Genomic DNA, 21322 nt, shown 5'->3' with positions numbered 1-21322 from the left:
CCGCTCGTTTGAACTCTCGTGCTTATGCTCGCCGCGTAAGCGATCGGTCTGGGAGAAGCCCGGATCGGCGGGGGAATGAATGATGTCGGACGTCGAGACCACGCTGCGCGGCCCGGAAGCCTACAAGATCGCCCGTCGGGCCCTTGATCTGATGGAACGTCACCAGATCTGGCCGACCGCGCTGAACTTCGAACTCTGGACCCACTATGTGGCCGATCCCGACGGCGCCCTGGCGCGCGAGATCACCCGCCTGATCTCGATGGGCGAGCCCATCACCGAGATGCTGAGCGAGGAACTCGCCGCGGCCTACCTGCCCAAGGCTCGCCTCAACGAACAGATCCGCGACGCCGGCGACCTGCTCTCCAAGGAGCTGGAGTCGGTCTCGAAGGCCATTCAGAACGCCCAGAAGACCAACGCCGCCTTCGGCAAGACCCTGGCCGGCGTCTCCAAGGACCTCGACGCCCCGACCGGCGTCGAAGGCATCAAGGCCGTGGTCTCCAGCCTGGCCGACGCCACGCGCCGCGTCGCCAAGGAGAACAAGGCCCTCGAGACCCGTCTGGCCGAATCCACCGCCGAGGTCGATCGCCTGCGCGAGCATCTCGAGCAGGTCCGCCGCGACGCCACCACCGACGGCCTGACGAACCTCGCCAACCGCAAGGCCTTCGACGAAGAGCTGGAGCGCGCCTGCGCCGAGGCCGACGAGGCCGGTTCGGCCATCTGCCTGGCCGTGCTCGACATCGACCACTTCAAGGGCTTCAACGACACCTGGGGCCACCAGACCGGCGACCAGGTCATCCGCTACGTCGCCAGCGTCATCGGCCGCGTCGCCGCCCTGCCCCGCTTCGCCGCGCGCTACGGCGGCGAGGAATTCGCGATGATCTTCCCGGGCGAAGCCGCCGCGATCGTCGGCGCCACGCTGGAAGAGATCCGCGTCGAGGTCTCCTCGCGCATGCTCAAGCGCCGCTCGACCAACGAGGACCTGGGGGCCATCACCCTGTCGTCGGGCTTCGCCGAGCGCCGCAAGGGCGAGACCGGCCACTCGGTCATGGAACGCGCCGACGCGGCGCTCTACGCCTCCAAGCGCAGCGGCCGCAACCGCGTCACCGCCGCCGAAACCCAGTCGGAGTCGGCCAACGCCGCCTGAAGGAATACCCGTTCTTCTCCAGAGAACCGGGTTTGAGAGAGCCGTCGGCGCTTCTGGCGCCGGCGGCTCTTGCGTTCCGCAGGGACAGTCGCGCCTAGCTGGCGTCCAGGCGCGCAAAGACGCCCGGAGGACCTGATGGCTTACGAGAAGATCCGGCTGGAAACCCAGGACGGCGTGGCCGTCATCACCCTGTCCGATCCCGCCACCCTGAACGCCGCCAGCCCCGAGGTCGCCCGCGAGCTGGCCCAGGCCTTCGGCGCGGTCGCCGCCGGACAGATCGAGGCTCGAGCGGTGATCCTGACCGGCGAAGGGCGCGGCTTCTGCTCGGGCGCCAATCTCTCGGCCGGCGCGACCGCCGGCCGGCCCATGGATGCGGACGGCAAGCCCGACGCCGGCGCGGCGCTGGAGAGCGTCTACAATCCGCTGATGACGCTGCTGCGGGACTTTCCGCTGCCGATCGTCACCGCCGTCAACGGCCCGGCCGCAGGCATCGGCTGCTCCCTGGCCCTGATCGGCGACATCGTGGTCGCGGCCGACAGCGCCTATTTCCTGCAGGCCTTCCGCCGGATCGGCCTCGTGCCCGACGGCGGCTCGACCTACCTGCTGCCGCGTCTGGTGGGCAAGGCGCGGGCCATGGAGATGATGCTGCTGGGCGACAAGATTCCGGCCTCCACGGCCTTGGACTGGGGCCTGATCAACCGCTGCGTTCCCGACGCCGACCTGATGCCGACCGCCCTGGGCCTGGCCCGCACTCTGGCCGAGGGGCCCGCCTCGCTCGGCGCCATCCGCCGCCTGGTCTGGGACAGCCTAGACGCCGACTGGGTGGGCCAGTTGCACGCCGAACGCCACGCCCAGCGCGCCAGCGGCAAGACCGAGGACTTCATCGAGGGTGTCAGCGCGTTCCTGCAGAAGCGGCCGGCGGCCTTCAAGGGCCGATGACGCAAAAAGCTCCAGCAAGCCTTTGTTTCAATAAGGCTTGTAGCTCTTTTCCTCGACGATGTCCGACCCTGCCAGTTCATTGATTTGGCGCTTCACGGCCGCACGCTTGTCGTTGTCCTTGTAGACGCGGCGCGCCAGTTCCACGAACTCAGGACCAAAGGTCTGATTGCGCTCGCAGGCGCGCTTGCCGTCCTCGATGTCCCACAGGGCGGCGTTGATCGCCGTCAGTTCGGCGGTCAGCGCGTCGAGCTCGGCGCTCGGCGTGAGGGCGTCGGCGGCTATGCCTTCCAGCAGGGCCAGTTCCTTGCGGACATTGGCTTCCTTAACCGCGTCGCCGATGCGCTCGGCCTTCACGCGCAGGATGGTGATCTTGTCGACGAGCTCGCCGGCGGAAATGGGGGCGAGGATGGACATCAGGAAACTCCGGCGATCAGCGTGTCGAGGGAGGCCTTCACCGCTTGGGGCGGCAGGGCGGCCATGTCCTCTCCGTAGTCCTCGGCGCATAGCATCTCAAGACGGCGAGCCGCGGGCCTGAACTTGACCGCCTTGCGGCGGTTCAGTTGCAGCGACAGCAGGGGCGCGCCGCCAGCGGCCAGCATGTGCCCCGGCCCGGCGTCGTTGGCCACGGCGGCGGCGAGCCGTCCGGCCAGGGCGATCGCCAGTATCGGCCCCTTCACCCCGGTGAAGCCGTCGGTTCGGTCGGCCTCAGGAAACAGGGCGCCGGGAACCCCTGCACGCGCGAGCGCCGCATCTGCGGCCTCGTCGGGGCCAAAGAAGAACACCGGGGTTCGGCCCGCCGCCTGCTGGGCCCGGGCGAGATCCAGATAGCTTTCCAGCGGCCAGCGCTTCTCCTGACCGCCCGCGCCGGGCGCCAGGCCGACATAGGCCGGACCGTCGGGCAGCAGGGCCCCGGCGGCGGAGACGGCATCGGCCTCGGTCAACGCCAGCGGCCGCAACGCGCCCTGGCCGCTGGTCGCCAGGGCGAGCAGCCGGGCCAGGCGGTCGACGACGGCTGGCGGCCAGTCGGGCGTGCGCGCCTGCATTGCGGCCGAGACGAACACGCCGCGGGCCGCGCGCCTGGCGACCACGCTCCGGCGCAGGTTCTCCTGGGTGTCGATGACCAGGTCGAAGATCCGGCCGCCGAACGGCTTGACCCAGGGCAGCACGTCCAGCGCGCCGGCGCCCATGACGCCGTCCTTGAGGATTTCGTCTATGTAGCCGGCCACCACCCGCTTCAGCGGGCCGTCATAGACGGTGTCGCCCTTGGCCGCGCACCAGGTGATCCGCGCGTCGGGAAACGCAGCGCGCAGCCCGGCGATGAAGGGCAGCTTGATCAGGCCGTCGCCGATCACCTCGCCCATCGAATAGATCAGAACCGTCTGGACCATGGCCGTGAATGGCTGGCCCCGTCTCTTCCGTCAATTGCCCATCAGTATGTGAGCATTTACTTGCATGCTGTCGTTTTTGCGGTAACGTCAGTTGCATGAGCGCCAAGCCCCGCATCGAACGCGCCGCCCTCGAGGTCTTCGCCGCCCATGGCGTCGACGGCGCCACGACCAAGCTGATCGCCGCCCGCGCCGAGGTCTCGGAGGGTGCGATATACCGTCATTGGAAGAGCAAGGACGAACTGGCCATCGGCCTGTTCATGGCCGCCCACAAGCGCCTTTCCGACCTGATCGAGGCTGAGGCCGGCGCCGTCCATGGCGTGGCCGCGAAGGCCGCAGCCCTGGTCAAGGCCTACTGCACGGCCGCCGACGAGGACTGGACCCTGTTCTCGTTCCACCTGCTGCAACTGCATCACTTCCTGCCCTACTACCAGGACGACGGCCGCGATCCGGTCACCCTGGTCGAGACCATCATCAAGTACGCCATGATGAAGATGGAGCTGCCGCCGGGCGATCCCCGCGTCGTGGCCGCCATGGCCATCGGCGTCATCACCCAGACCGCCCAGAACAAGGCCTATGGCCGCCTGGGCGACGACGCCCTTTCGGCCCATGCTCCGCTGATGACCGCGGCCGTCCTGGCCGTGCTCAAGGCCCGCTGACCCCAACCTGCCCAACAAGCCCCTCAAAGGACCGAACGATGCGCAGCGCGCTGTTCAACGCCTACTACTGGGTTCTGTCGATCTTCTACGGCCTGTCGGCCGCCCTCTCGGCCCTGCTGCCGGGGCGCCGCCCGGTGACCTTCGCCCTGCGGCTCTATTCCAAGCGCATGCTGTGGGCCTTGCGCACCTTCGCGGGCGTCCAGGTCGAGCTGAAGGGCCAGGAAAACCTGCCCAAGGGCGCCTTCATCATCGCCGCCAAGCACCACAGCTGGGGCGACGGCTTCGTGATGTTCGCCAATGTCGACAACCTCTCCTTCGTCACCGGCGACCACCTGGAGAAGTTCCCCCTGCTGGGAAACATCCTCAAGAAGTTCGGCGCCATCGTCGTCGACAGCTGCGGCGGTCCCGAAGCCCGCGCCGCCCTATCGAAAAGCGCCGCCCAGGTCGCCGCCGAAGGCCGCCGCATCCTGATCTATCCGGAAGGCCACCTGGCCGCCCCGGGCGAGCGCTTCCGCTACCGCACCGGCGTCTACCACATGAGCCAGGACTTCGGCCTCCCGGTGGTGCCAGTCGCCACCAACCTCGGCTGCTTCTGGAAGCAGCAGGAGACCAGGAAGACGCCCGGCCGGGCCACCGTCGAGTTCCTGCCCGCCCTGCCCCAGGGGCTGCAGAAGGCCGAGTTCATGAAGCTGCTCGAAAACACAGTCGAGAACCGCACCAACGAGCTGATCGCGGAGGCCACCGGCCAGCCCGTGAGGCCATCGGTGCTGGTCGACCCGCCGAAGAAGAAGCCTTCGACCGAGGCCGAACCCCTGTCGGCCTGACTCCATGCGCTTCGCCGTCCCCATGGTCCTGACCTATGCGACGGCTCTGGCTTCGGCGGCCTTTCATCTGGCCGCCACGCACGGACCATCGCCCCGCGACATCTGGAGCGAAGGCGACCCGCTCCTGCTGGCGCTGTCGCACGCCGCGCGCCTGGCCTGGCTGCTGTCGATGACGGCGACGGCCTTCATGCTGAAGGGACGGGCGCTGTGGGCCGCGCCCAGCGCCCTGCCCGCCCTGCTGCCATGGGCCGGTTTCGCCGCGCTGGTGCTCGCCTGCTCGACAGGGTCCTCAGGCTGCTTCTAGGGAGACGGACGTGCTGCCCAACCTGCTGACCGCGCTCAGGATCCTGATCCTGCCCTTCATGGCCTGGGCCGTGCTGGCCGACGCCGGCTGGACCGCGCTGGCGATGTTCCTCGGCGCGGGGCTGACCGACGTGCTCGACGGCTGGATCGCCCGGCGCTTCGGCCTGACCTCGCCTTTCGGGACGATGTTCGACCTGCTGGCCGACCGCCTGCTGACCCTGGCCAGCCTCGGCGCCCTGATGGCGGCAGGCGCGTTTCCAGGCGTCTGGATCGGTGTACCGCTGGTGCTGATCGCCAGGAACTTCGTCGTCGCCGGATTGCAGCAGGCGCTGCCGAAGCGGGACTTCAACTACCCGCCGATCGAGCACCCGAAGATCTTGCTGAATTTCCTGGGCGTCGGCATGCTGCTGGCGCCGATCGGGGCGGAAACCATCGGACTATGGGCGCTGGCGGCGAGTGCGGCTTTGTCGGTGGCGACCGTCGTGATCTATGCGCGGCGGGCGGCGCCAAGTTTCCCCCTCTCCAAATGGGAGAGGTTTCAAATCAATCGTTCGGCTCGGCGGCCGGCTGGATGGTGACGCTCTCGCCGCAGCCGCAGGCGTCGGTCTCGTTCGGGTTATGGAACACGAACTTCGACGACAGCTTGCTGACCTCGTAGTCGATTTCGGTGCCGATCAGGAACAGCACCGCCTTGGGCTCGATCAGGATAGTGACGCCCTTGTCCTCGACGACCTCGTCGATGGGGCCCTTCTCCTTGGCGTACTCGAAGACGTACTCCTGGCCCGCGCAGCCGCCGTTCTTCACGCCCACGCGCAAGCCCGCATAGGGCTGATCCGCCCTATCCATGATCTCCTTCACACGCGCGGCGGCGGCGTCGGTCAGGGTGACGACCTTGGGACGCGGGCGACGCGGACGGGGGCTGACGGCGGCTTCCATGGCGGGCTCCTGCCTTAGAACATGTTCAGCTGCAGCTTGGCCTCGTCGCTCATGCGCGACGGATCCCACGGCGGATCGAAGGTCAGGTCGACGTTGCACGAGCGGATGCCGTCGATCTCCATGACCGCGTCCTTGACCCAGCCGGGCATGTCGCCGGCCACCGGGCAGCCCGGCGCGGTCAGGGTCATGTCGATGGCCACGTCCTTGTCGTCGCTGACGTCGACCTTGTAGATCAGGCCCAACTCGTAGATGTCGACCGGGATTTCCGGGTCGAACACCGTCTTCAGCTTCTCGATCAGCTGGTCGGTCAGGCGGTTCAGCTCGTCCGAGGACAGGGCCGTCGCGGCGGGGGCTTGGTCGGTCATAGGCTCAACTGAAGAAGCTACGGGCCTTGTCCAGCGCGTCCACGAACGCGTCGGCCTCGGCAGGCGTATTATATAGGGCGAAGGAAGCGCGAGCGCTCGACGTCAGCCCGAACCTTTTCATCAGGGGCTCGGCGCAGTGGGTGCCAGCGCGCACGGCCACGCCGTAGCGGTCCAGCACCTGGGCCACGTCGTGGGCATGGGCGCCCTCGACGACGAAGCTCATCACCGCGCCCTTGCCGGGCGCCGTGCCGAGAATCCGCACGCCGTTGACGCCTTCCAGCCGCTGGGCGACCCGCTCGTACAGCGCGTGCTCGTGGGCCAGGGCCGCATCGCGGTCGATGGTGTTCAGCCACTCGATGGCCGCGCCCAGGCCGACGGCCTCCAGGATCGCCGGCGTCCCGGCCTCGAAGCGGTGCGGCGGGTCGGCGTAGGTGATCTTGTCGAGGCTCACCGAACCGATCATCTCGCCGCCGCCCTGGTAAGGCGGCAGGGCCGCCAGGCGCTCGGCCTTGCCGTACAGCACGCCGATGCCGGTGGGGCCGTAGAGCTTGTGGCCGCTGAAGACGTAGAAATCGACGTCGAGAGCCTTCACGTCGACCTTGGTGTGGACGATGCCCTGGCAGCCGTCGAGCAGCACCGGCGCGCCGGCGGCGTGGGCCAGACGCACGATCTCCGCCACGTCGTTGACCGTGCCCAACACGTTCGACATGTGGGTGACGGCGACCATCTTCGTCTTCTCGGACAGCAGGTCCTGGAAGGCCTCCATGTCGAGCCGGCCGTCGTCGAGCACGGGCGCGAACTTCAGCACGACGCCGTGACGCTCGCGCAGGAAGTGCCAGGGCACGATGTTGGCGTGGTGCTCCATCTCCGAGAGCACGATCTCGTCGCCGGCCTTCAAGGATCGCCCGAAGGTGTCGGCCACCAGGTTCACCGCCTCGGTGGCGCTCTTGGTGTAGACGATTTCGCCCACGTCGGCGTTGATGAAGCGCGCGATGGTTTCCCGCGCCTTTTCATAGAGTTCCGTCGTTTCGTTGGCCAGCGTGTGCAGGCCGCGATGGACGTTGGCGTAGGAGGTGCGGGCCAGGCCCGTCATGGCGTCCAGCACCGCGTCGGGCTTCTGGGCGCTGGCGGCGCTGTCCAGATAGATCAGCGGCTTGCCGTGCACCGTGCGCGACAGGATCGGGAACTGGGCGCGGATCGCCTCGAGGTCGAAGGTCACGCTCATTCGGCCCCACCTTCTTCTGAGCGTCCCAGCTGCTTGGCGACCCAGGCGGCCGCGATCTGGCGGGCGCCGGCGTGCTCGATGCGCTCGACCACCTCGCCGACGAAGGCCTCCGTCAGCATCGCCCGGGCCTCCAGTTCAGGAATGCCGCGCTGGCGGGCGTAGAACACCGCCTCCTCGTCCAGGGCCCCGATCGTGTTGCCGTGGGCGCAGGCAACGTCGTCGGCGAAGATCAGCAGTTCCGGCTTGGCGTCGATCTCGGCCTTGTCCGACAGGATCAGGGCGTGGTGGCCCATGCGCGCATCGGTCTGGTCGGCGCCTGGCTGGACGATGATGCGGCCCTGGAACACGCCGCGCGCCTGGTCGGCGACCATGCCCTTGGTCAGCTGGCTGGTGACGCCGTCGACGCCGCCGTGGGTGACCACGGTGGTCTGGTCGGCGTGGCGCTGGCCGCTGAGCAGATAGATCCCGTCCAGGCGAACCTGGGCGTGGGCGCCGGGATGGGCGACGTGGGTCTCGATCCGCTGGCGACGCGCGCCGCCGGTCAGGACGGTCTGGTTGAAGGTCGCGCCGGCGGCGAGGTCGACACTGGCGGTGACCACGTTGACGGCCTGGGCCTCGTCCTCGACCAGCACGATGCGGGTCAGGCTCGCGCCCTCGCCCACAGCGATGTCCAGCGCAACGTCCGAGATATAACCGGCCGCGCGGCCCTCGTGGCTTTCCAGCAGGGTCAGGCTGGCGCCCGGCTCGACCACCAGGGCGTAGGACGCTGCTTGCGAAGCCCTTTCGGTCGCCGCGACAAAGCGCAGGCCCATGACCTCGCCCTGCCCCCTGGTGGCGACGTGGCGGCCGTTGACGAACAGGATCTCGCCGTCGGTCAGGCCCGCGAACGGACCGGCGGCGACCTCGCCTTCGAACTTCGGCGCGGCTTCCGGCAGCACGCGGATCAGGCCGCGCAGGTCGGTCCAGCGCCAGTCCTCGTCGCGGCGCGACGGCAGGGCCGTGACGTCACCTGTCTTGAGAGCGGTCGAAAGGCTCACGCGGCGGCCCCGACGTACTTGTCGTAGCCCTCGGCTTCCAGCTGCAAGGCCAGCTCCGGACCGCCCGAGGCGACGATGCGGCCGGCGGCCAGTACGTGCACGCGGTCGGGTTTGATGTAGTCGAGCAGGCGCTGGTAGTGGGTGATCACCAGCATGCCCCGTTCGGGCGAACGCAGGGCGTTGACGCCTTCCGAGACGATCTTCAGGGCGTCGATGTCGAGGCCCGAGTCCGTCTCGTCGAGGATCAGGAACTTCGGCGACAGCATCGCCATCTGGAAGATTTCCATCCGCTTCTTCTCGCCGCCCGAGAAGCCGACGTTCAGGCCGCGCTTGAGCATCTCGAAGTCGATCTTCAGCGAGGCGGCCTTTTCCTTGGCCAGCTTCAGAAAGGCCGGGGCGGCGATCTCGTCCTCACCGCGCGCGCGGCGCTGGGCGTTGACGGCGGTGCGGATGAAGGTCAGGGCCGGCACGCCCGGGATCTCCAGCGGATACTGGAACGACAGGAACACGCCCTTGGCAGCCCGCTCGTTGGGCTCCAGGCTCAGCAGATCCTCGCCGTTCAGGCTGGCCGAGCCTTCGGTCACTTCATAGCCGCCGCGACCGCTCAGCACGTACGAAAGCGTCGACTTGCCGGCGCCGTTCGGACCCATGATGGCGTGCACCTCGCCGGCCGGCACCTCGAGCGTGACGCCCTTCAGGATCGGCTTGTCTTCGACGCGGGCGTGGAGGTTGTTGATCGAAAGCATTTAACCGACGGATCCTTCGAGAGAAATCGCCACGAGCTTCTGGGCCTCGACGGCGAACTCCATGGGCAGTTGTTGCAGCACGTCGCGGACGAAGCCGTTGACCAGCAGGGCCACGGCCTCCTCCTGCGAAAGCCCGCGCTGCTGGCAGTAGAACAGCTGGTCGTCCGACAGGCGGGTGGTGGTGGCCTCGTGCTCGAACACCGACTGGCCGTTGCGGGCCTCGATGTAGGGCACGGTGTGGGCCGCGCAGGTCTTGCCGATCAGCAGGCTGTCGCACTGGGTGAAGTTGCGCGCGCCCTTGGCCTTGGGGTGGGCCGAGACCAGGCCGCGATAGGTGCTGGTCGACTTGCCGGCGCTGATGCCCTTGGCGACGATCCGCGACTTGGTGTTGGCGCCCAGGTGGATCATCTTGGTGCCGGTGTCGGCCTGCTGATGACCGTTGGTCACGGCGATCGAGTAGAACTCGCCCGAGCTGCCCTCGCCGCGCAGAACGCAGGACGGATACTTCCAGGTGATGGCCGAGCCGGTCTCGACCTGGGTCCACGACACCTTGGAACGATCCCCGCGGCAGTCGGCGCGCTTGGTGACGAAGTTGTAGATGCCGCCCTTGCCGGTCTCCGGATCGCCCGGATACCAGTTCTGGACGGTCGAATACTTGATCTCGGCGTCGTCCAGCAGGACGAGCTCGACCACGGCCGCGTGCAGCTGGTTCTCGTCGCGCATCGGGGCCGTGCAGCCCTCGAGGTACGAGACGTAGGCGCCCTTGTCGGCGATGATCAGGGTGCGCTCGAACTGGCCGGAATCCTTGGCGTTGATCCGGAAATAGGTCGACAGCTCCATCGGGCAGCGCACGCCTGGCGGCACGTAGACGAACGAGCCGTCGGAGAACACCGCGCTGTTGAGGCAGGCGAAATAGTTGTCCGAGGTCGGCACGACCGAGCCCAGGTACTGCTTGACCAGTTCCGGGTGCTCGCGGATCGCCTCGCTCATCGAGCAGAAGATGACGCCGGCCTGGGCCAGCTCCTTCTTGAAGGTGGTGACGACCGACACGCTGTCGAACACCGCGTCCACGGCGTAGCGCGGCGCGCCTTCGACGCCGGCCAGCACGGCCTGTTCCTTCAGCGGGATGCCCAGCTTCTCGTAGACGGCCAGCAGCTCGGGATCGACCTCGTCCAGGCTCTTGGGCCCTTCCTTGGTCTTCGGCGCGGCGTAGTAGTAGGTGTCCTGGTAGTCGATCTTGGGATAGCTGACCTTGGCCCAGTCAGGCTCCTCAAGCTCGAGCCAGCGGCGGTAAGCCTCCAGACGCCATTCCAGCATCCACTCCGGCTCGTCCTTCTTGGCCGAGATGAAGCGCACGATGTCCTCGGAGAGGCCCTTGGGGGCGAACTCCTGGTCGATATCGGTCGTAAAGCCGTGCTCGTATTTCTCGAGCGCTGCGACGGTGTCGATCGTTTCCTTGACCGCGGCCATCAAGCCACCTCCCGGCGTCGTGCGCCGATACGCTTCCAGGCGGCGAGCCAGGCGTCGCCGCACACAATCCAATCTGCTTCCGTGCTCGCCCACCCCCCGCTGACGCGCAGCGCATAGGGGGCGAGATCGGTACGGCCCATGGCCAGGGCCACGCGACTGGCCTTGACCTTGCCCGACGAGCAGGCGCTGCCGGCGCTGACCATCACCCCGGCGAGATCCAGGTTCATGACCTGGACCTGCGAGGCGAAGCCCTCGGCGGCCAAACAAAGAGTTTGCGGCAGTCTTGCGACGCCCTCCCCGAGCACCACGCCGCCAGCGTCCTTGACCCGCTGGGCCAAGGCGTCGCGCCAAATGCCCTGATCGGCCGCCTTGGGCAAGTCCCGCAGGGCGGCGACAGCGGCCGCACCGAAGCCGGAGATACCGGCGACGTTTTCAGTGCCCGCGCGGCGGCCACGCTCCTGGCCGCCGCCATGCTGGCGACGCACCACATTGGCTCGCGTGCCGGCGACCAGCGCGCCCACGCCCTGCGGACCGCCGATCTTGTGGGCCGACAGCGCCAGGGTATCGGCGCCCAGGGCGGAAAAGTCGATGGCGATCTTGCCGGCCGCCTGCACGGCGTCGACATGCAGCAGCCCGTCGGCGGCGCGCACGATCGCCGAAGCCTGCGCCACCGGCTGGATCACGCCCGTCTCGTTGTTGGCCAGCATGAGGCAGACCAGCGTCCGCACCTCGCCCGCCAGCAGTTCGGTAAGCTTCGAAAGGTCGGCCACGCCGTGCTCGTCGACGGGCAGCACCTCGACCGCGACGCCGCTGGCGGCGGCGGTCTCGACCACGGCGTCGTGTTCGATGGCGCTGACGACGAGACGCTTCACGCCCGAGGCGACGGCGCTGTCGATGGCCAGGACGTTGGCTTCGGTGCCGCCGCTGACGAAGGTGACCGAGCCGCCGACCACGCCGACCAGTTCGCCGACCTGCTTGCGGGCGGTCTCGACCAAGTCGCGGGCGGCGCGGCCAGAGGCGTGCACCGAGCTCGGGTTTCCGGCCAGGTCGAAGGCGCGCAGCACCGACTCACGCGCCTCGGGGCGGATCGGGGCGGTCGCGTTGTAGTCCAGATAGATGGCGGGTTTGCTCGTCACGCCGCGACCTTCGCCTCCGGTCGCAGGCGACCTTCCAGCACGTCGGCGACGGTGACCGAAGCCAGGTAGGAATGGATCTGCCGGCCCATTTCCTCCCAGAGGTCGTGGGTCAGGCACTTGGCGCCGCCGGCCATGCAGCCCTTGTGGCCGCTCTTGCCGACGCCGCAGCGGGTGGCGCGCAGCGGCTCGTCGACAGCCATGACGATGTCGGAGATGCGGGTGGCGCGAGCGTCGGCCGCCAGGCGATAGCCGCCGCCAGGGCCACGGGCGCTGACCACCAGCCCCTTGCGGCGCAGGCGGGCGAAAAGTTGTTCGAGATAGGACAGCGAAATCTGCTGGCGGGCGGCGATTTCGGCCAGCGCCACCGCGCGCCCTTCCGCCTCGTCCTGCTTGCGGGCGAGGTCGGTCATGGCCATCACGGCGTAACGTCCCTTCGTGCTCAGGCGCATCCGCGCTCTCCCTTGCAGATTCCCCGCGCAACCGCATTTGCGTATGCTACAAGCCGCGACTTCGCGCCGCGCCCAGCCGGGTCGTAGCGCGTGATGCGGATTTAGGAAGACCAAGCGCGGCGGTCAAGTATTCCATGCGCCCTTCGCGGCGAATGGTGCGGCCCCCGACGCCCCAACTCGTGACGGGGATCTGAATGCCTGACGTTATTTTGACTGGCGCCGCGGGCCGTATCGAAGGTCGCTATTCGCCGGGCAAGACCGACAACGCGCCCATCGCGCTGATCCTGCACCCGCACCCCAAGGCCGGCGGCCACATGAACCACCCGGTGTCGGTGCAGCTATATCACCTGTTCATGAAGCGCGGTTTCGCGACCCTGCGCTTCAATTTCCGCGGCGTCGGCCGCAGCCAGGGCGAGTTCGACAGCGGCATCGGCGAGCTGGCCGACGCGGCCACGGCCCTGGACTGGCTGCAGGCCAACAACCCCGCCGCCGCCCAGACCTGGGTCGCCGGCTATAGCTTCGGCGCCTACATCGGCATGCAACTCCTGATGCGCCGTCCGGAAACCGACGGCTTCATCTCGGTGTCGCCGCCGACCAACATGTACGACTTCAGCTTCCTGGCCCCCTGCCCGGCCTCGGGCCTGATCCTGACCGGCGGCGCAGACACCGTCGTGCCGCCCGTCGAGGTCGAGCGCGTCGTGTCCAAGCTGCGCACGCAGAAGGGCATCGTCATCGACTACGAAGTCATCGACAAGGCCACCCACTTCTGGGCCGAGCACCTGCCCTTCGTCGAGCAGACCGTGGGCGGCTATATCGACAAGCGCCTGGAGGCCAACCCGATCCCGTAGGGATCGGAGGCTATCGGTCTCAAAGAGCCCGCTCTCGGTGACGAGGGCGGGCTTTTTGTTTTTTGGGCTGGACATCGTCCCTCCGCCAACCAACCCCTTCTGCCTTCCTCGGCATTGCGCCGAGGACCCATCGATCTGAGCGGCCGCCAGCATGGACCCTGGGCACAGGGCCCAGGGAAGCAAGTACGGGGAAGCCGGGAAAATTCCCTCCCGACCCTGACCTTCCTTCGCAACTGCGAGACAGCCTCGCCGCAAAGTTCTAAGACCGCAGGTATCGCTATCAGCGGAGATCACCGGCCATGCACTACGACATCGTGATCGTCGGCGGCGGCGCGGGCGGACTGGAGCTCGCAGCGCAACTGGGCCGCAAGCTGGGCCGTCGCGCCGGCAAGGAGCGGATCCTGCTGATCGACCGCTCAGGCTTCCACATCTGGAAGCCGAGCCTGCACGAGGTCGCCGCCGGCACGCTGGACGTGCACCAGGAGGGGCTCTCCTATCCCATTCTCGGTCGCGCCAACCATTTCAGCTTTCACCTGGGCGAGCTGTCGGCCCTCGATCCGTCCGCCAAGCGCCTGACGTTGAAGGCCATCACCACCAAGGACGGCGCGGTGCTGGTGCCCGAGCGGTCGATCACCTTCACCTGGGGCGTGATCGCCATCGGCAGCGGCTCCAACCTGTTCGGCACGCCGGGCGCCGAGACCGCCCACCTGCTGGAGCGGACCGAGGACGCCGAAGCCTTCCACACCCGCCTGCTGGCCGCCTTCATGAAGGCCTCGTTCGCGCCCGAGCGCACCATGGGCGTGGCCATCGTCGGCGGCGGCGCCACGGGCGTCGAGCTGTCGGCCGAACTGCTGGAGGCCCATCGCGAGCTGCTGGAAAGCCTGGGCGTCGAACAGCGCTTCCGCCTCGACATCACCATCGTCGAAGCCGCCCCGCGCATTCTCGGCGGCCTGCCCGAAAAGACCTCGGCGCAGGCGACGGTGGCGCTGGAGCGCAAGGGCGTGCGCGTACGGACTGGCGCCAAGGTGATCGCCGTGCACCCCGACCGGCTGGAGACCAGCGTCGGGGACGTTCCCGCCGACCTGATCGTCTGGGCCGCGGGCGTGAAGGCCGCCGACAGCAATGTCGAGCTTGGCCTGGAGACCAACCGCCTCAACCAGTTCGTGGTCGACGATCACCTGGAGACCTCCGCGCCGGGAATCTGGGCCCTGGGCGACTGCGCGGCCTGTCCGTGGAAGGACGGCAAGCTCGTGCCCGCCCGCGCTCAGGCCGCCCACCAGCAGGCCAGCTACCTCGCCAAGGTTCTGCTGGCCCGCCTGCGCCAGGCGCGGGTGGAGGAGCCCTATGTCTACAAGGACTTCGGCTCGCTGGTGTCGCTGGGCGAGAACAAGGGGGTCGGCGCGCTGATGGGCGGCCTCGGCGGTCCCAACTTCTTCATCGAAGGCCTGGTGGCCAAGTGGTTCTACGTCTCGCTGCACCTGGCCCACCACAAGGCCATCCTCGGCGTCAGCAAGACCGCCACCCTGGCGCTGGCCCGGCTGCTGCAGCAGCGCGTGGCGGGACGGTTGAAGCTGCACTAGCCCCCTCTCCCCGAAGGGAGAGGGGCTCGGCTCATTCGCCGATCGGCATCACCCAGACAGTGGGAAACTGCCGCTCGAAACGGCCCAGGGCCTGCGGATCCATGCGGGCGACGAGGCGAACCTCGCCGTCTTCCGTGTCCTCGCGTTCGACCACGCGGCCGTTGCGATAGATCCAGGCCAGGGCCTCGCCGTCGGCGGGGCCAAGGCGCAGGGCCATCGGCGGAGTGTCGTCGATCAGGCCGCCGACGCGCTTGAGCAGTTCGGCGCAGCCCTCGCCCGTGACGGCGGAGACCGGCGAGGCGTCGGACCGTTTTGCGCGGCCCTCCAGGATCTCGCGTTCCTCGCCCTCGACCAGGTCGATCTTGTTCCAGACCTCGACGACGGTCTTGCCTTCGTCGGCGGTGACCTTCAGTTCGGATAGCACCGCCTGGACGTCGCGCGCCTGGGCGTCGGTGTCGGGATTGGCCACGTCGCGGACGTGCAGCACCACGTCGGCCTCCTGCACCTCCTCGAGGGTGGCGCGGAAGGCCTCGACCAGCTCGTGCGGCAGGTCGGAGATGAAGCCCACGGTGTCCGACAGGATGGCCGGGCGACCATCGGGCAGCTTCACCGTCCGCAGCGTCGGGTCGAGCGTGGCGAACAGCATGTCCTGGGCCACGACCTCGGCATTGGTCAGGCGGTTGAACAGCGTCGACTTGCCGGCGTTGGTGTAGCCCACCAGCGCCACAGTCGGGTACGGGACCTTCTTGCGGGCGCTGCGGTGCAGGGTGCGGGTGCGCCGCACCTCTTCCAGCTCGCGCTTGAGCTTGCCGATCGTGCCGGCGATCAGGCGCCGATCGAGTTCGATCTGGGTTTCGCCGGGACCGCCGGTCGAGCCGGTGCCGCCCCGCTGGCGTTCCAGGTGGGTCCAGGTGCGCACGAGACGCGAGCGCTCGTAGTCGAGCCTGGCCAACTCGACCTGCAGCTTGCCTTCTCGAGTGCGGGCGCGACGGGCGAAGATCTCGAGGATCAGGCCGGTGCGGTCGACCACCTTGACGCCCAGGCCGCGCTCGAGATTGCGCTGCTGGACGGGGGTGAGCTGGTCGTCGAACACGGCGACGTCGATGTGCTCGACCTCGCAGATAGCCTTGAACTCGGCGATCTTGCCGCTGCCGAACAGGGTGGCGGGCGTGACGGTGCGAAGCGGCGCGATGGCCGTTTCGACGACGTCGAGATCGAGGGCGACGGCGAGGCCGATGGCCTCCTCGAGGCGCGCCTTGGGATCGCGCGCCTCCAGAGCGGCCTGCCCGCGAGCAGGCCGCACCGGATGGATCACGAAGGCCCGAAGGATCGGGTCGGCGTGATCGATAAGTCCATCGGGGGACTTAGAAGTAGATTTTGACAAAAGAGCCTTGGACTTAGTCGTCTTGATCGGCGCTCGGCTCGTACAGCTGAACGGGCTGAGCCGGCATGATCGTCGAGATGGCGTGCTTGTAGACCAGTTGAGACTGGCCGTCGCGGCGCAGCAGGACGCAGAAGTTGTCGAACCAGCTGACCACGCCCTGCAGCTTGACGCCGTTGACCAGGAAGATGGTGAGCGGCGTCTTGGACTTGCGCACGCTGTTCAGGAAGGTGTCCTGAAGATTCTGTTTCTTGTCGGCGGACATTGGGGATTCCCCTCTCGTTGAAATCGGAAGGCAGAACGCCCTCCACACAAACAAGCTCATGCTAGAGCATTTTTCGCCGTTTGATATGACTTTCCGGCGAGAAAATGCACGCAGGGCGGTGAGCGATCCTAGATCGCTCCCGCTTGCGCCCGCTCGATATAGAGAGCCCGCAGGCGGCTCGCCACCGGCCCCACCGTCCCATCGCCGATCTTGACGCCGTCGATGCTGGTTATGGGCGTCACCAGGCTGCCGGCGCCCGTGATGAAGGCTTCCCGGGCGGCCTTGGCCTCCTCGACGGTGAACGGCTGCTCGGCGACCGGCAGGCCGGCCTCTCCGATGACGTCCAACAGCGTCAGGCGCGTGACGCCGCGCAGGATGTTGGCCTGGGTGTCTCGGGTGCGCAGGCGGCCCTCGGCGTCGACGATCCAGGCGTTGGACGAGGCGCCTTCGGTGACCAGGCCCAGGTCGTCGACGAACCAGGCCTCGATCGCGCCGCGCTCGCGGGCGGCCTGCTTGGCCAGCGCATTCGGCAGAAGCCCGATGGTCTTGATGTCGCAGCGGCCCCAGCGGTTCTCCGGCACGGTGATCACGGCCGAGCCCTTGGCGGCCTTGGCCTCGATGGCGGCGCGATCGACCGAGCGGGCGGTGATGACGACCGCCGGCGGCACGGCCGGATTCGGGAACGCGTGGTCTCGCTTGGCGACGCCCCGCGTGACCTGCAGGTAGACGAGGCCTTCCCGTACGTGATTGCGACGGATGGTTTCACGCAGCACGACGGTCAGGGCCGCCTCGCTCATCGGGTGGGCGATGCGCAGTTCGTCGAGGCTACGCCACAGGCGGGCGAAGTGGCCCTCCGCATCGGCCAGCTTGCCGTCGAACACGGCCCAGACCTCGTAGACCCCGTCGGCCAGCTGGTAGCCGCGGTCCTCGATGTGCACGGCGGCCTGGCCATGACGCACGAAACGGCCGTTGACGTAAGCGAAACGCGACATCGGAGTCCTTACTCTTCTTCCTCGCCGCGGCCGCCGGCCACGCCCAGGGACTTCAGCTTGCGGTGCAGGGCCGAACGCTCCATGCCGATGAAGTTGGCCGTGCGCGAGATGTTGCCGCCGAACCGCAGGATCTGGGCGTTGAGGTACTCGCGTTCGAACAGCTCGCGGGCTTCGCGCAGCGGCAGGGCGATGATCCGCTCGGCGCCGATCGCGCCCGAGCCGCCGCTGGCCGGCTGCTCGGAGGCGTTCAGCATCTCGGCGGTGATCAGGTCGCCTGGCTCGCCGGCGGCCAGGATCAGCATCCGCTCGACGTTGTTGCGCAGCTGGCGGACGTTGCCCGGCCAGGCCTGCACTTGCAGGGTCGCCAGGGCGTCCTCGCCCAGGCGGCGGCGCTGCATGCCGGTGGCCTCGCTGATCCGCTCGATGAAGTAGCTGATCAGTTCGGGGATGTCCTCGCGCCGCTCGGCCAGGCCCGGCACGCGCACCGGCACCACGTTCAGGCGGTGGAACAGGTCCTCGCGGAAGCGGCCGGCGGCGATCTCCTCGCGCAGGTCGCGCGAGGTGGACGAGATCACCCGCACGTCCACCTGCACGTCGCTGTCGCCGCCGACACGGCGGAAGCGCTGCTCGACCAGCACCCGCAGGATGCGGCTCTGGGTCTCGCGCGGCATGTCGGCCACTTCGTCGAGATAGAGGGTGCCGCCGTGGGCGCGCTCGAACACGCCGATCTTGCGCGGACGACCGCCCTCGCCTTCCTCGCCGAAGAGTTCGACGTCGAGGCGCTCAGGAGCCATGCCGGCCGAACTGACGGCCACGAACTCGGCCTTGGTGCGGGCGCTGGCGCTGTGGATCAGGCGGGCGACCAGCTCCTTGCCCGAGCCGGGCGGGCCGGCGACCAGCACGCGGCTGTTGGCGGGTGCGACCTTGGCGATCATCTGGCGCAGGGCCTGGGCGGCCTGCGACTTGCCCATCAGGCCGTCGGAGGCGAAGCTCTGGGCCCGCAGGCGCCGGTTCTCGCGCTTGAGGTTGGCCGCCTCCAGGGCGCGCTCGACCACCAGCAGCAGCCGGTCGGACTTGAACGGCTTCTCCAGGAACTCGTAGGCGCCCCGCTTGATGGCGCTGACAGCCGTCTCGATGTTGCCGTGGCCCGAGATCATGATCACCGGCAGGTCGGCGTCGAGCGTCTTGACCATGTCGAGCAGTTCCAGCCCGTCCATGCCGCCGCCCTGCATCCAGATGTCGAGGACCAGCAGGGCGGGCTTGCGGGCGCGCAGGGCGGCCAGAGCCTGGTCGGCGTCGGCTGCCGTGCGCACGGCGTAGCCTTCGTCCTCCAGGATCCCCGCCACCAGATCGCGGATGTCGACCTCGTCGTCGACCACCAGCACGTCGGCGCTCATGTCATCTCCTCTACGCCGTTGGCAGTCGGCGCCGCGGCGAGCCGCGCCGACACCGGGAACTTCAGGACGACGCGCGCGCCGGCATGGCCGTGCGCGTCGGTGAGGACCAGCTCGCCGCCGTGGTCCTCCATGATCCGCTTGACGATGGCCAGGCCCAGGCCCGTGCCCTTCTCGCGGGTGGTCACATAGGGTTCGGCCAGCCGGTCGCGATCCTTCGCGGGCAAGCCGACGCCGTTGTCCTCGACGATGATGCACAGCGCCTCGTCGTCGGAGGCCAGGGTCGCATCGATATGACCGCGCGGCTCGGGCGTCAGGTGGCGCCGCGCTCCGACCGCCTCGCCGGCGTTCTTCAGGATGTTGGTCAGGGCCTGGCCGACCATGCGCGCGTCGCAATTGACCCACACGGCGCCGCCCGGCTCGTCGATGACCACGTCGGTGTCGGCATCGACCACGCGCTGGGCGAAAACGCCGGCGCGCAGCAGCTCGGCCAGGTCCGCTGGAGCGAAGCGAGGCGCGGGCATGCGGGCGAAGGCCGAGAATTCGTCGACCATGCGGCCGATGTCGCCGACCTGGCGAATGATGGTGTCGGTGCAGCGATCGAAGGTCTCGAGATCGCCGGTGATGTCCTTGCGGTACTTGCGGCGGATGCGCTCGGCCGACAGCTGGATCGGCGTCAGCGGGTTCTTGATCTCATGGGCGATACGGCGGGCGACGTCCTTCCAGGCGGCGTTGCGCTGGGCCGCCATCAAGCGGGTGACGTCGTCGAAGGTCAGCACCTGGCCCTCGGCGGCATGGCCGGCGGCGCGGACGCGCAGGCGCAGGGTCTCGCCGCCGCGCACGACGTCGATCTCGACTTCGGCGTTGGGACGTCCCTGGCCGATCTCTTCCAGCACCTGGCCGAATTCCGGCGCGGCTTCGACCAGGTCCTGCCCCTCGGCGCTCTCGTCCAGCGCCAGCAACTCGCCGGCCCGGCGGTTGAGGGCCGAGATCCGCCCTGCGCCGTCGAGGCTGATCACCCCGGCGCTGACGCCCGACAGCACCGTCTCGATGAACTGTCGGCGCGACTCGGCGTCGAGGCTGGCGTCCTTAAGGGCGGCCTGCTGGGTCTGAAGGTCCGCCGTCATCATGTTGAAGGCGTTGGACAAGGCGCGGATTTCCTCTGGGCCGGCCTCGGCGTCGACCCGGGCGTCGAGGTCGCCGGCCGACACGCGGCCCGCGGCCTGGACGAGGCCCGAAACCGGCGCCGCGATCGAGTTGGCCGCGGCGATGCCGACCCAGACGGCCGCGACCAGCACCAGCAGCGCCGTCTCGACGTAGCTGAGACCGAAGATCGCCTGGATGCGGGCCCGGTTCACGGCGGCGTCGCGATAGGAGATCAGCGACTCTTCGGACTCGATCAGGTGGGCCAGGATGCCCTTGTCGATCGGCCGGGCGATGTAGAGGTAGCCGTCGGGAAAGCCCTTCAGCTTGTAGAGCGCCCGGAACAGGTCCTCGGACACGAAGCGCTGCGAGGTGATCTCGCCGGTGTCGGTCCAGCGGAAGCTCGAGGGCGGCGGGGCCAGGAACGGCGGGGCGTCGGCCAGTTCGGCCCGCGCCAGGATCCGACCGTCGCGGTCGAGGATGTAGGCCGACGAGAAGCCGTTGTCCTCGGCCAGGGTGCGCAGGAAATGGCCGAAGGCGACCGGCGATTCGGCCATGGCCGGGGCGGCGCTGTTCAGCGTCGCGGCCATCGGGCCCATGTGCTGGCTGATGTAGCTGGTCTGTTCGGAGACGTAGGAGCGCGCCACGGTGGCCGAGTTCTCGACCACGGTCGTCACGCGCTTGCTGAACCAGCCGTCGACGCCGCGGTTGACCAGCACGCCGAAGAACAGCGCCACGATCACCGCCGGCGCCACGGCCGCGACCGAGAACAGGCCCACGAACCGCAGGTGCAGGCGGGCGCCGGCGTCGCTGGAGCGGGCGTCGATCAGGTCGAGCAGCCGCCAGCCGACGATGGCGGCGACGCAGAGGATCAAAGCGAGGTTGAAGCCGAGAACCACCAGGATGGCGGTGCTGGCCGGGCCGATGGGACCCGTGGTCGGCGGTGAAGAAGCCAGGCCGACGCCGGTGGCCGTCAAAATCGCCGCCAGCACATAGCCGCCGCCCAGGACGTAGCGTGACCTCAAGAGTTCACGCCACCAGGACCGACTGAAACGGCGCGGGCGGTCTTCCGATTCCGAGACTGACGGGACCGAACTCATC

23 protein-coding genes are annotated in these 21322 nt (G+C 68.4%); 8 read left to right on the top strand and 15 right to left on the bottom strand.

Annotated elements, in window-relative coordinates:
- Nucleotides 1–82: 82 nt before the first annotated feature.
- Nucleotides 83–1144: a GGDEF domain-containing protein gene (locus tag V6S85_RS03585; RefSeq protein WP_101717936.1), complete on the top strand. Its 1062-nt coding sequence runs from the start codon at nucleotides 83–85 to the stop codon at nucleotides 1142–1144.
- Between the two features lie 135 nt (nucleotides 1145–1279).
- Nucleotides 1280–2083: an enoyl-CoA hydratase/isomerase gene (locus V6S85_RS03580; RefSeq protein ID WP_334348078.1), complete on the top strand. Its 804-nt coding sequence runs from the start codon at nucleotides 1280–1282 to the stop codon at nucleotides 2081–2083.
- Between the two features lie 27 nt (nucleotides 2084–2110).
- Here the strand turns inward: V6S85_RS03580 and V6S85_RS03575 are convergent, their stop codons facing one another.
- Complete coding sequence (locus V6S85_RS03575; protein WP_334348077.1) at nucleotides 2111–2497, bottom strand: DUF6165 family protein; 387 nt, start codon at nucleotides 2495–2497, stop codon at nucleotides 2111–2113.
- Entirely contained in the window at nucleotides 2497–3471 is a 975-nt protein-coding gene (locus V6S85_RS03570; protein ID WP_334348076.1) for a glycosyltransferase family 9 protein, read from the bottom strand. The genes V6S85_RS03575 and V6S85_RS03570 overlap by 1 nt, the downstream gene beginning before the upstream one ends.
- A gap of 95 nt (nucleotides 3472–3566) precedes the next feature.
- Between V6S85_RS03570 and V6S85_RS03565 the strand changes: the two genes are divergently transcribed.
- Genes V6S85_RS03565 through V6S85_RS03550 form a run of 4 tightly spaced genes read left to right on the top strand, consistent with a single transcriptional unit; the run spans nucleotide 3567 to nucleotide 5832 of the window.
- Nucleotides 3567–4127: a TetR/AcrR family transcriptional regulator gene (locus V6S85_RS03565; protein ID WP_116563617.1), complete on the top strand. Its 561-nt coding sequence runs from the start codon at nucleotides 3567–3569 to the stop codon at nucleotides 4125–4127.
- Nucleotides 4128–4165: 38 nt separating this feature from the next.
- A complete protein-coding gene (locus V6S85_RS03560; protein ID WP_334348074.1) occupies nucleotides 4166–4951 on the top strand; it encodes a lysophospholipid acyltransferase family protein in 786 nt (261 codons plus the stop codon).
- A gap of 4 nt (nucleotides 4952–4955) precedes the next feature.
- Entirely contained in the window at nucleotides 4956–5255 is a 300-nt protein-coding gene (locus V6S85_RS03555; RefSeq protein WP_334348072.1) for a hypothetical protein, read from the top strand.
- Nucleotides 5256–5265: 10 nt separating this feature from the next.
- Nucleotides 5266–5832, top strand: a complete 567-nt coding sequence (locus V6S85_RS03550) for a CDP-alcohol phosphatidyltransferase family protein (RefSeq protein WP_334348070.1) — start codon at nucleotides 5266–5268, stop codon at nucleotides 5830–5832.
- Here V6S85_RS03550 and V6S85_RS03545 read toward each other — a convergent pair.
- Genes V6S85_RS03545 through V6S85_RS03510 form a run of 8 tightly spaced genes read right to left on the bottom strand, consistent with a single transcriptional unit; the run spans nucleotide 5798 to nucleotide 12618 of the window.
- A complete protein-coding gene (locus V6S85_RS03545; protein ID WP_116563608.1) occupies nucleotides 5798–6190 on the bottom strand; it encodes a HesB/IscA family protein in 393 nt (130 codons plus the stop codon). The two genes, V6S85_RS03550 and V6S85_RS03545, sit on opposite strands and share 35 nt — an antisense overlap.
- A gap of 14 nt (nucleotides 6191–6204) precedes the next feature.
- Nucleotides 6205–6555, bottom strand: coding sequence for an SUF system Fe-S cluster assembly protein (locus V6S85_RS03540; RefSeq protein WP_116563606.1), 351 nt, complete (start codon nucleotides 6553–6555; stop codon nucleotides 6205–6207).
- A 4-nt stretch (nucleotides 6556–6559) separates the two neighbouring features.
- On the bottom strand, nucleotides 6560–7780 hold the full coding sequence (locus V6S85_RS03535; RefSeq protein WP_334348066.1) for an aminotransferase class V-fold PLP-dependent enzyme: 1221 nt from the start codon (nucleotides 7778–7780) through the stop codon (nucleotides 6560–6562).
- Nucleotides 7777–8817: a Fe-S cluster assembly protein SufD gene (sufD, locus tag V6S85_RS03530; RefSeq protein WP_334348064.1), complete on the bottom strand. Its 1041-nt coding sequence runs from the start codon at nucleotides 8815–8817 to the stop codon at nucleotides 7777–7779. Before sufD ends, V6S85_RS03535 begins: the two co-directional genes overlap by 4 nt.
- Nucleotides 8814–9563 (bottom strand): Fe-S cluster assembly ATPase SufC, encoded by a 750-nt coding sequence (sufC, locus tag V6S85_RS03525; RefSeq protein ID WP_334348063.1) that lies wholly within the window; start codon nucleotides 9561–9563, stop codon nucleotides 8814–8816. The genes sufD and sufC overlap by 4 nt, the downstream gene beginning before the upstream one ends.
- The gene (sufB, locus tag V6S85_RS03520) at nucleotides 9564–11033 is read right to left on the bottom strand and encodes a Fe-S cluster assembly protein SufB (RefSeq protein WP_116563600.1); all 1470 of its coding nucleotides are present in this window, start codon (nucleotides 11031–11033) and stop codon (nucleotides 9564–9566) included.
- Nucleotides 11033–12169, bottom strand: coding sequence for a cysteine desulfurase family protein (locus tag V6S85_RS03515; protein ID WP_334348062.1), 1137 nt, complete (start codon nucleotides 12167–12169; stop codon nucleotides 11033–11035). Before V6S85_RS03515 ends, sufB begins: the two co-directional genes overlap by 1 nt.
- Nucleotides 12166–12618 carry an Rrf2 family transcriptional regulator gene (locus V6S85_RS03510; protein WP_101711976.1) on the bottom strand — a complete coding sequence of 151 codons (453 nt, stop codon included), beginning with the start codon at nucleotides 12616–12618 and terminating at the stop codon, nucleotides 12166–12168. Before V6S85_RS03510 ends, V6S85_RS03515 begins: the two co-directional genes overlap by 4 nt.
- A gap of 194 nt (nucleotides 12619–12812) precedes the next feature.
- Here V6S85_RS03510 and V6S85_RS03505 point away from each other — a divergent pair, with 194 nt between their 5' ends.
- Together V6S85_RS03505 and V6S85_RS03500 are read left to right on the top strand one after the other, a co-directional pair.
- Complete coding sequence (locus V6S85_RS03505) at nucleotides 12813–13466, top strand: alpha/beta hydrolase (protein WP_101717897.1); 654 nt, start codon at nucleotides 12813–12815, stop codon at nucleotides 13464–13466.
- A 299-nt stretch (nucleotides 13467–13765) separates the two neighbouring features.
- Nucleotides 13766–15046 (top strand): NAD(P)/FAD-dependent oxidoreductase, encoded by a 1281-nt coding sequence (locus V6S85_RS03500; protein ID WP_334348061.1) that lies wholly within the window; start codon nucleotides 13766–13768, stop codon nucleotides 15044–15046.
- 31 nt (nucleotides 15047–15077) lie between these two features.
- Here the strand turns inward: V6S85_RS03500 and hflX are convergent, their stop codons facing one another.
- From hflX to V6S85_RS03475, 5 genes are all read right to left on the bottom strand, one after another.
- Entirely contained in the window at nucleotides 15078–16430 is a 1353-nt protein-coding gene (gene hflX, locus V6S85_RS03495) for a GTPase HflX (protein ID WP_116565998.1), read from the bottom strand.
- 13 nt (nucleotides 16431–16443) lie between these two features.
- Nucleotides 16444–16692: an RNA chaperone Hfq gene (gene hfq, locus V6S85_RS03490; protein WP_058348899.1), complete on the bottom strand. Its 249-nt coding sequence runs from the start codon at nucleotides 16690–16692 to the stop codon at nucleotides 16444–16446.
- 128 nt (nucleotides 16693–16820) lie between these two features.
- Nucleotides 16821–17684, bottom strand: coding sequence for a D-amino-acid transaminase (locus tag V6S85_RS03485; RefSeq protein ID WP_116565996.1), 864 nt, complete (start codon nucleotides 17682–17684; stop codon nucleotides 16821–16823).
- A gap of 8 nt (nucleotides 17685–17692) precedes the next feature.
- Nucleotides 17693–19081 (bottom strand): nitrogen assimilation response regulator NtrX, encoded by a 1389-nt coding sequence (gene ntrX / locus V6S85_RS03480; RefSeq protein ID WP_116491346.1) that lies wholly within the window; start codon nucleotides 19079–19081, stop codon nucleotides 17693–17695.
- Nucleotides 19078–21321 (bottom strand): sensor histidine kinase NtrY-like, encoded by a 2244-nt coding sequence (locus V6S85_RS03475; RefSeq protein ID WP_334348060.1) that lies wholly within the window; start codon nucleotides 21319–21321, stop codon nucleotides 19078–19080. Before V6S85_RS03475 ends, ntrX begins: the two co-directional genes overlap by 4 nt.
- Nucleotide 21322: the final 1 nt, after the last annotated feature.

The organism is Caulobacter sp. CCNWLW153 (assembly GCF_036889365.1).
GTDB lineage: Bacteria > Pseudomonadota > Alphaproteobacteria > Caulobacterales > Caulobacteraceae > Caulobacter > Caulobacter radicis.
This window is presented reverse-complemented; position numbering and strand designations above follow the sequence as displayed.

Bases quoted from the DNA above. Each gene is read 5' to 3' on its own strand.
- V6S85_RS03585 (WP_101717936.1), top strand. From the start codon at position 83: ATGTCGGACGTCGAGACCACGCTGCGCGGCCCGGAAGCCTACAAGATC.
- V6S85_RS03580 (WP_334348078.1), top strand. From the start codon at position 1,280: ATGGCTTACGAGAAGATCCGGCTGGAAACCCAGGACGGCGTGGCCGTC.
- V6S85_RS03575 (WP_334348077.1), bottom strand. From the start codon at position 2,497: ATGTCCATCCTCGCCCCCATTTCCGCCGGCGAGCTCGTCGACAAGATC.
- V6S85_RS03570 (WP_334348076.1), bottom strand. From the start codon at position 3,471: ATGGTCCAGACGGTTCTGATCTATTCGATGGGCGAGGTGATCGGCGAC.
- V6S85_RS03565 (WP_116563617.1), top strand. From the start codon at position 3,567: ATGAGCGCCAAGCCCCGCATCGAACGCGCCGCCCTCGAGGTCTTCGCC.
- V6S85_RS03560 (WP_334348074.1), top strand. From the start codon at position 4,166: ATGCGCAGCGCGCTGTTCAACGCCTACTACTGGGTTCTGTCGATCTTC.
- V6S85_RS03555 (WP_334348072.1), top strand. From the start codon at position 4,956: ATGCGCTTCGCCGTCCCCATGGTCCTGACCTATGCGACGGCTCTGGCT.
- V6S85_RS03545 (WP_116563608.1), bottom strand. From the start codon at position 6,190: ATGGAAGCCGCCGTCAGCCCCCGTCCGCGTCGCCCGCGTCCCAAGGTC.
- V6S85_RS03540 (WP_116563606.1), bottom strand. From the start codon at position 6,555: ATGACCGACCAAGCCCCCGCCGCGACGGCCCTGTCCTCGGACGAGCTG.
- V6S85_RS03535 (WP_334348066.1), bottom strand. From the start codon at position 7,780: ATGAGCGTGACCTTCGACCTCGAGGCGATCCGCGCCCAGTTCCCGATC.
- sufC (WP_334348063.1), bottom strand. From the start codon at position 9,563: ATGCTTTCGATCAACAACCTCCACGCCCGCGTCGAAGACAAGCCGATC.
- sufB (WP_116563600.1), bottom strand. From the start codon at position 11,033: ATGGCCGCGGTCAAGGAAACGATCGACACCGTCGCAGCGCTCGAGAAA.
- V6S85_RS03510 (WP_101711976.1), bottom strand. From the start codon at position 12,618: ATGCGCCTGAGCACGAAGGGACGTTACGCCGTGATGGCCATGACCGAC.
- V6S85_RS03505 (WP_101717897.1), top strand. From the start codon at position 12,813: ATGCCTGACGTTATTTTGACTGGCGCCGCGGGCCGTATCGAAGGTCGC.
- V6S85_RS03500 (WP_334348061.1), top strand. From the start codon at position 13,766: ATGCACTACGACATCGTGATCGTCGGCGGCGGCGCGGGCGGACTGGAG.
- hfq (WP_058348899.1), bottom strand. From the start codon at position 16,692: ATGTCCGCCGACAAGAAACAGAATCTTCAGGACACCTTCCTGAACAGC.
- V6S85_RS03485 (WP_116565996.1), bottom strand. From the start codon at position 17,684: ATGTCGCGTTTCGCTTACGTCAACGGCCGTTTCGTGCGTCATGGCCAG.
- ntrX (WP_116491346.1), bottom strand. From the start codon at position 19,081: ATGAGCGCCGACGTGCTGGTGGTCGACGACGAGGTCGACATCCGCGAT.
- V6S85_RS03475 (WP_334348060.1), bottom strand. From the start codon at position 21,321: ATGAGTTCGGTCCCGTCAGTCTCGGAATCGGAAGACCGCCCGCGCCGT.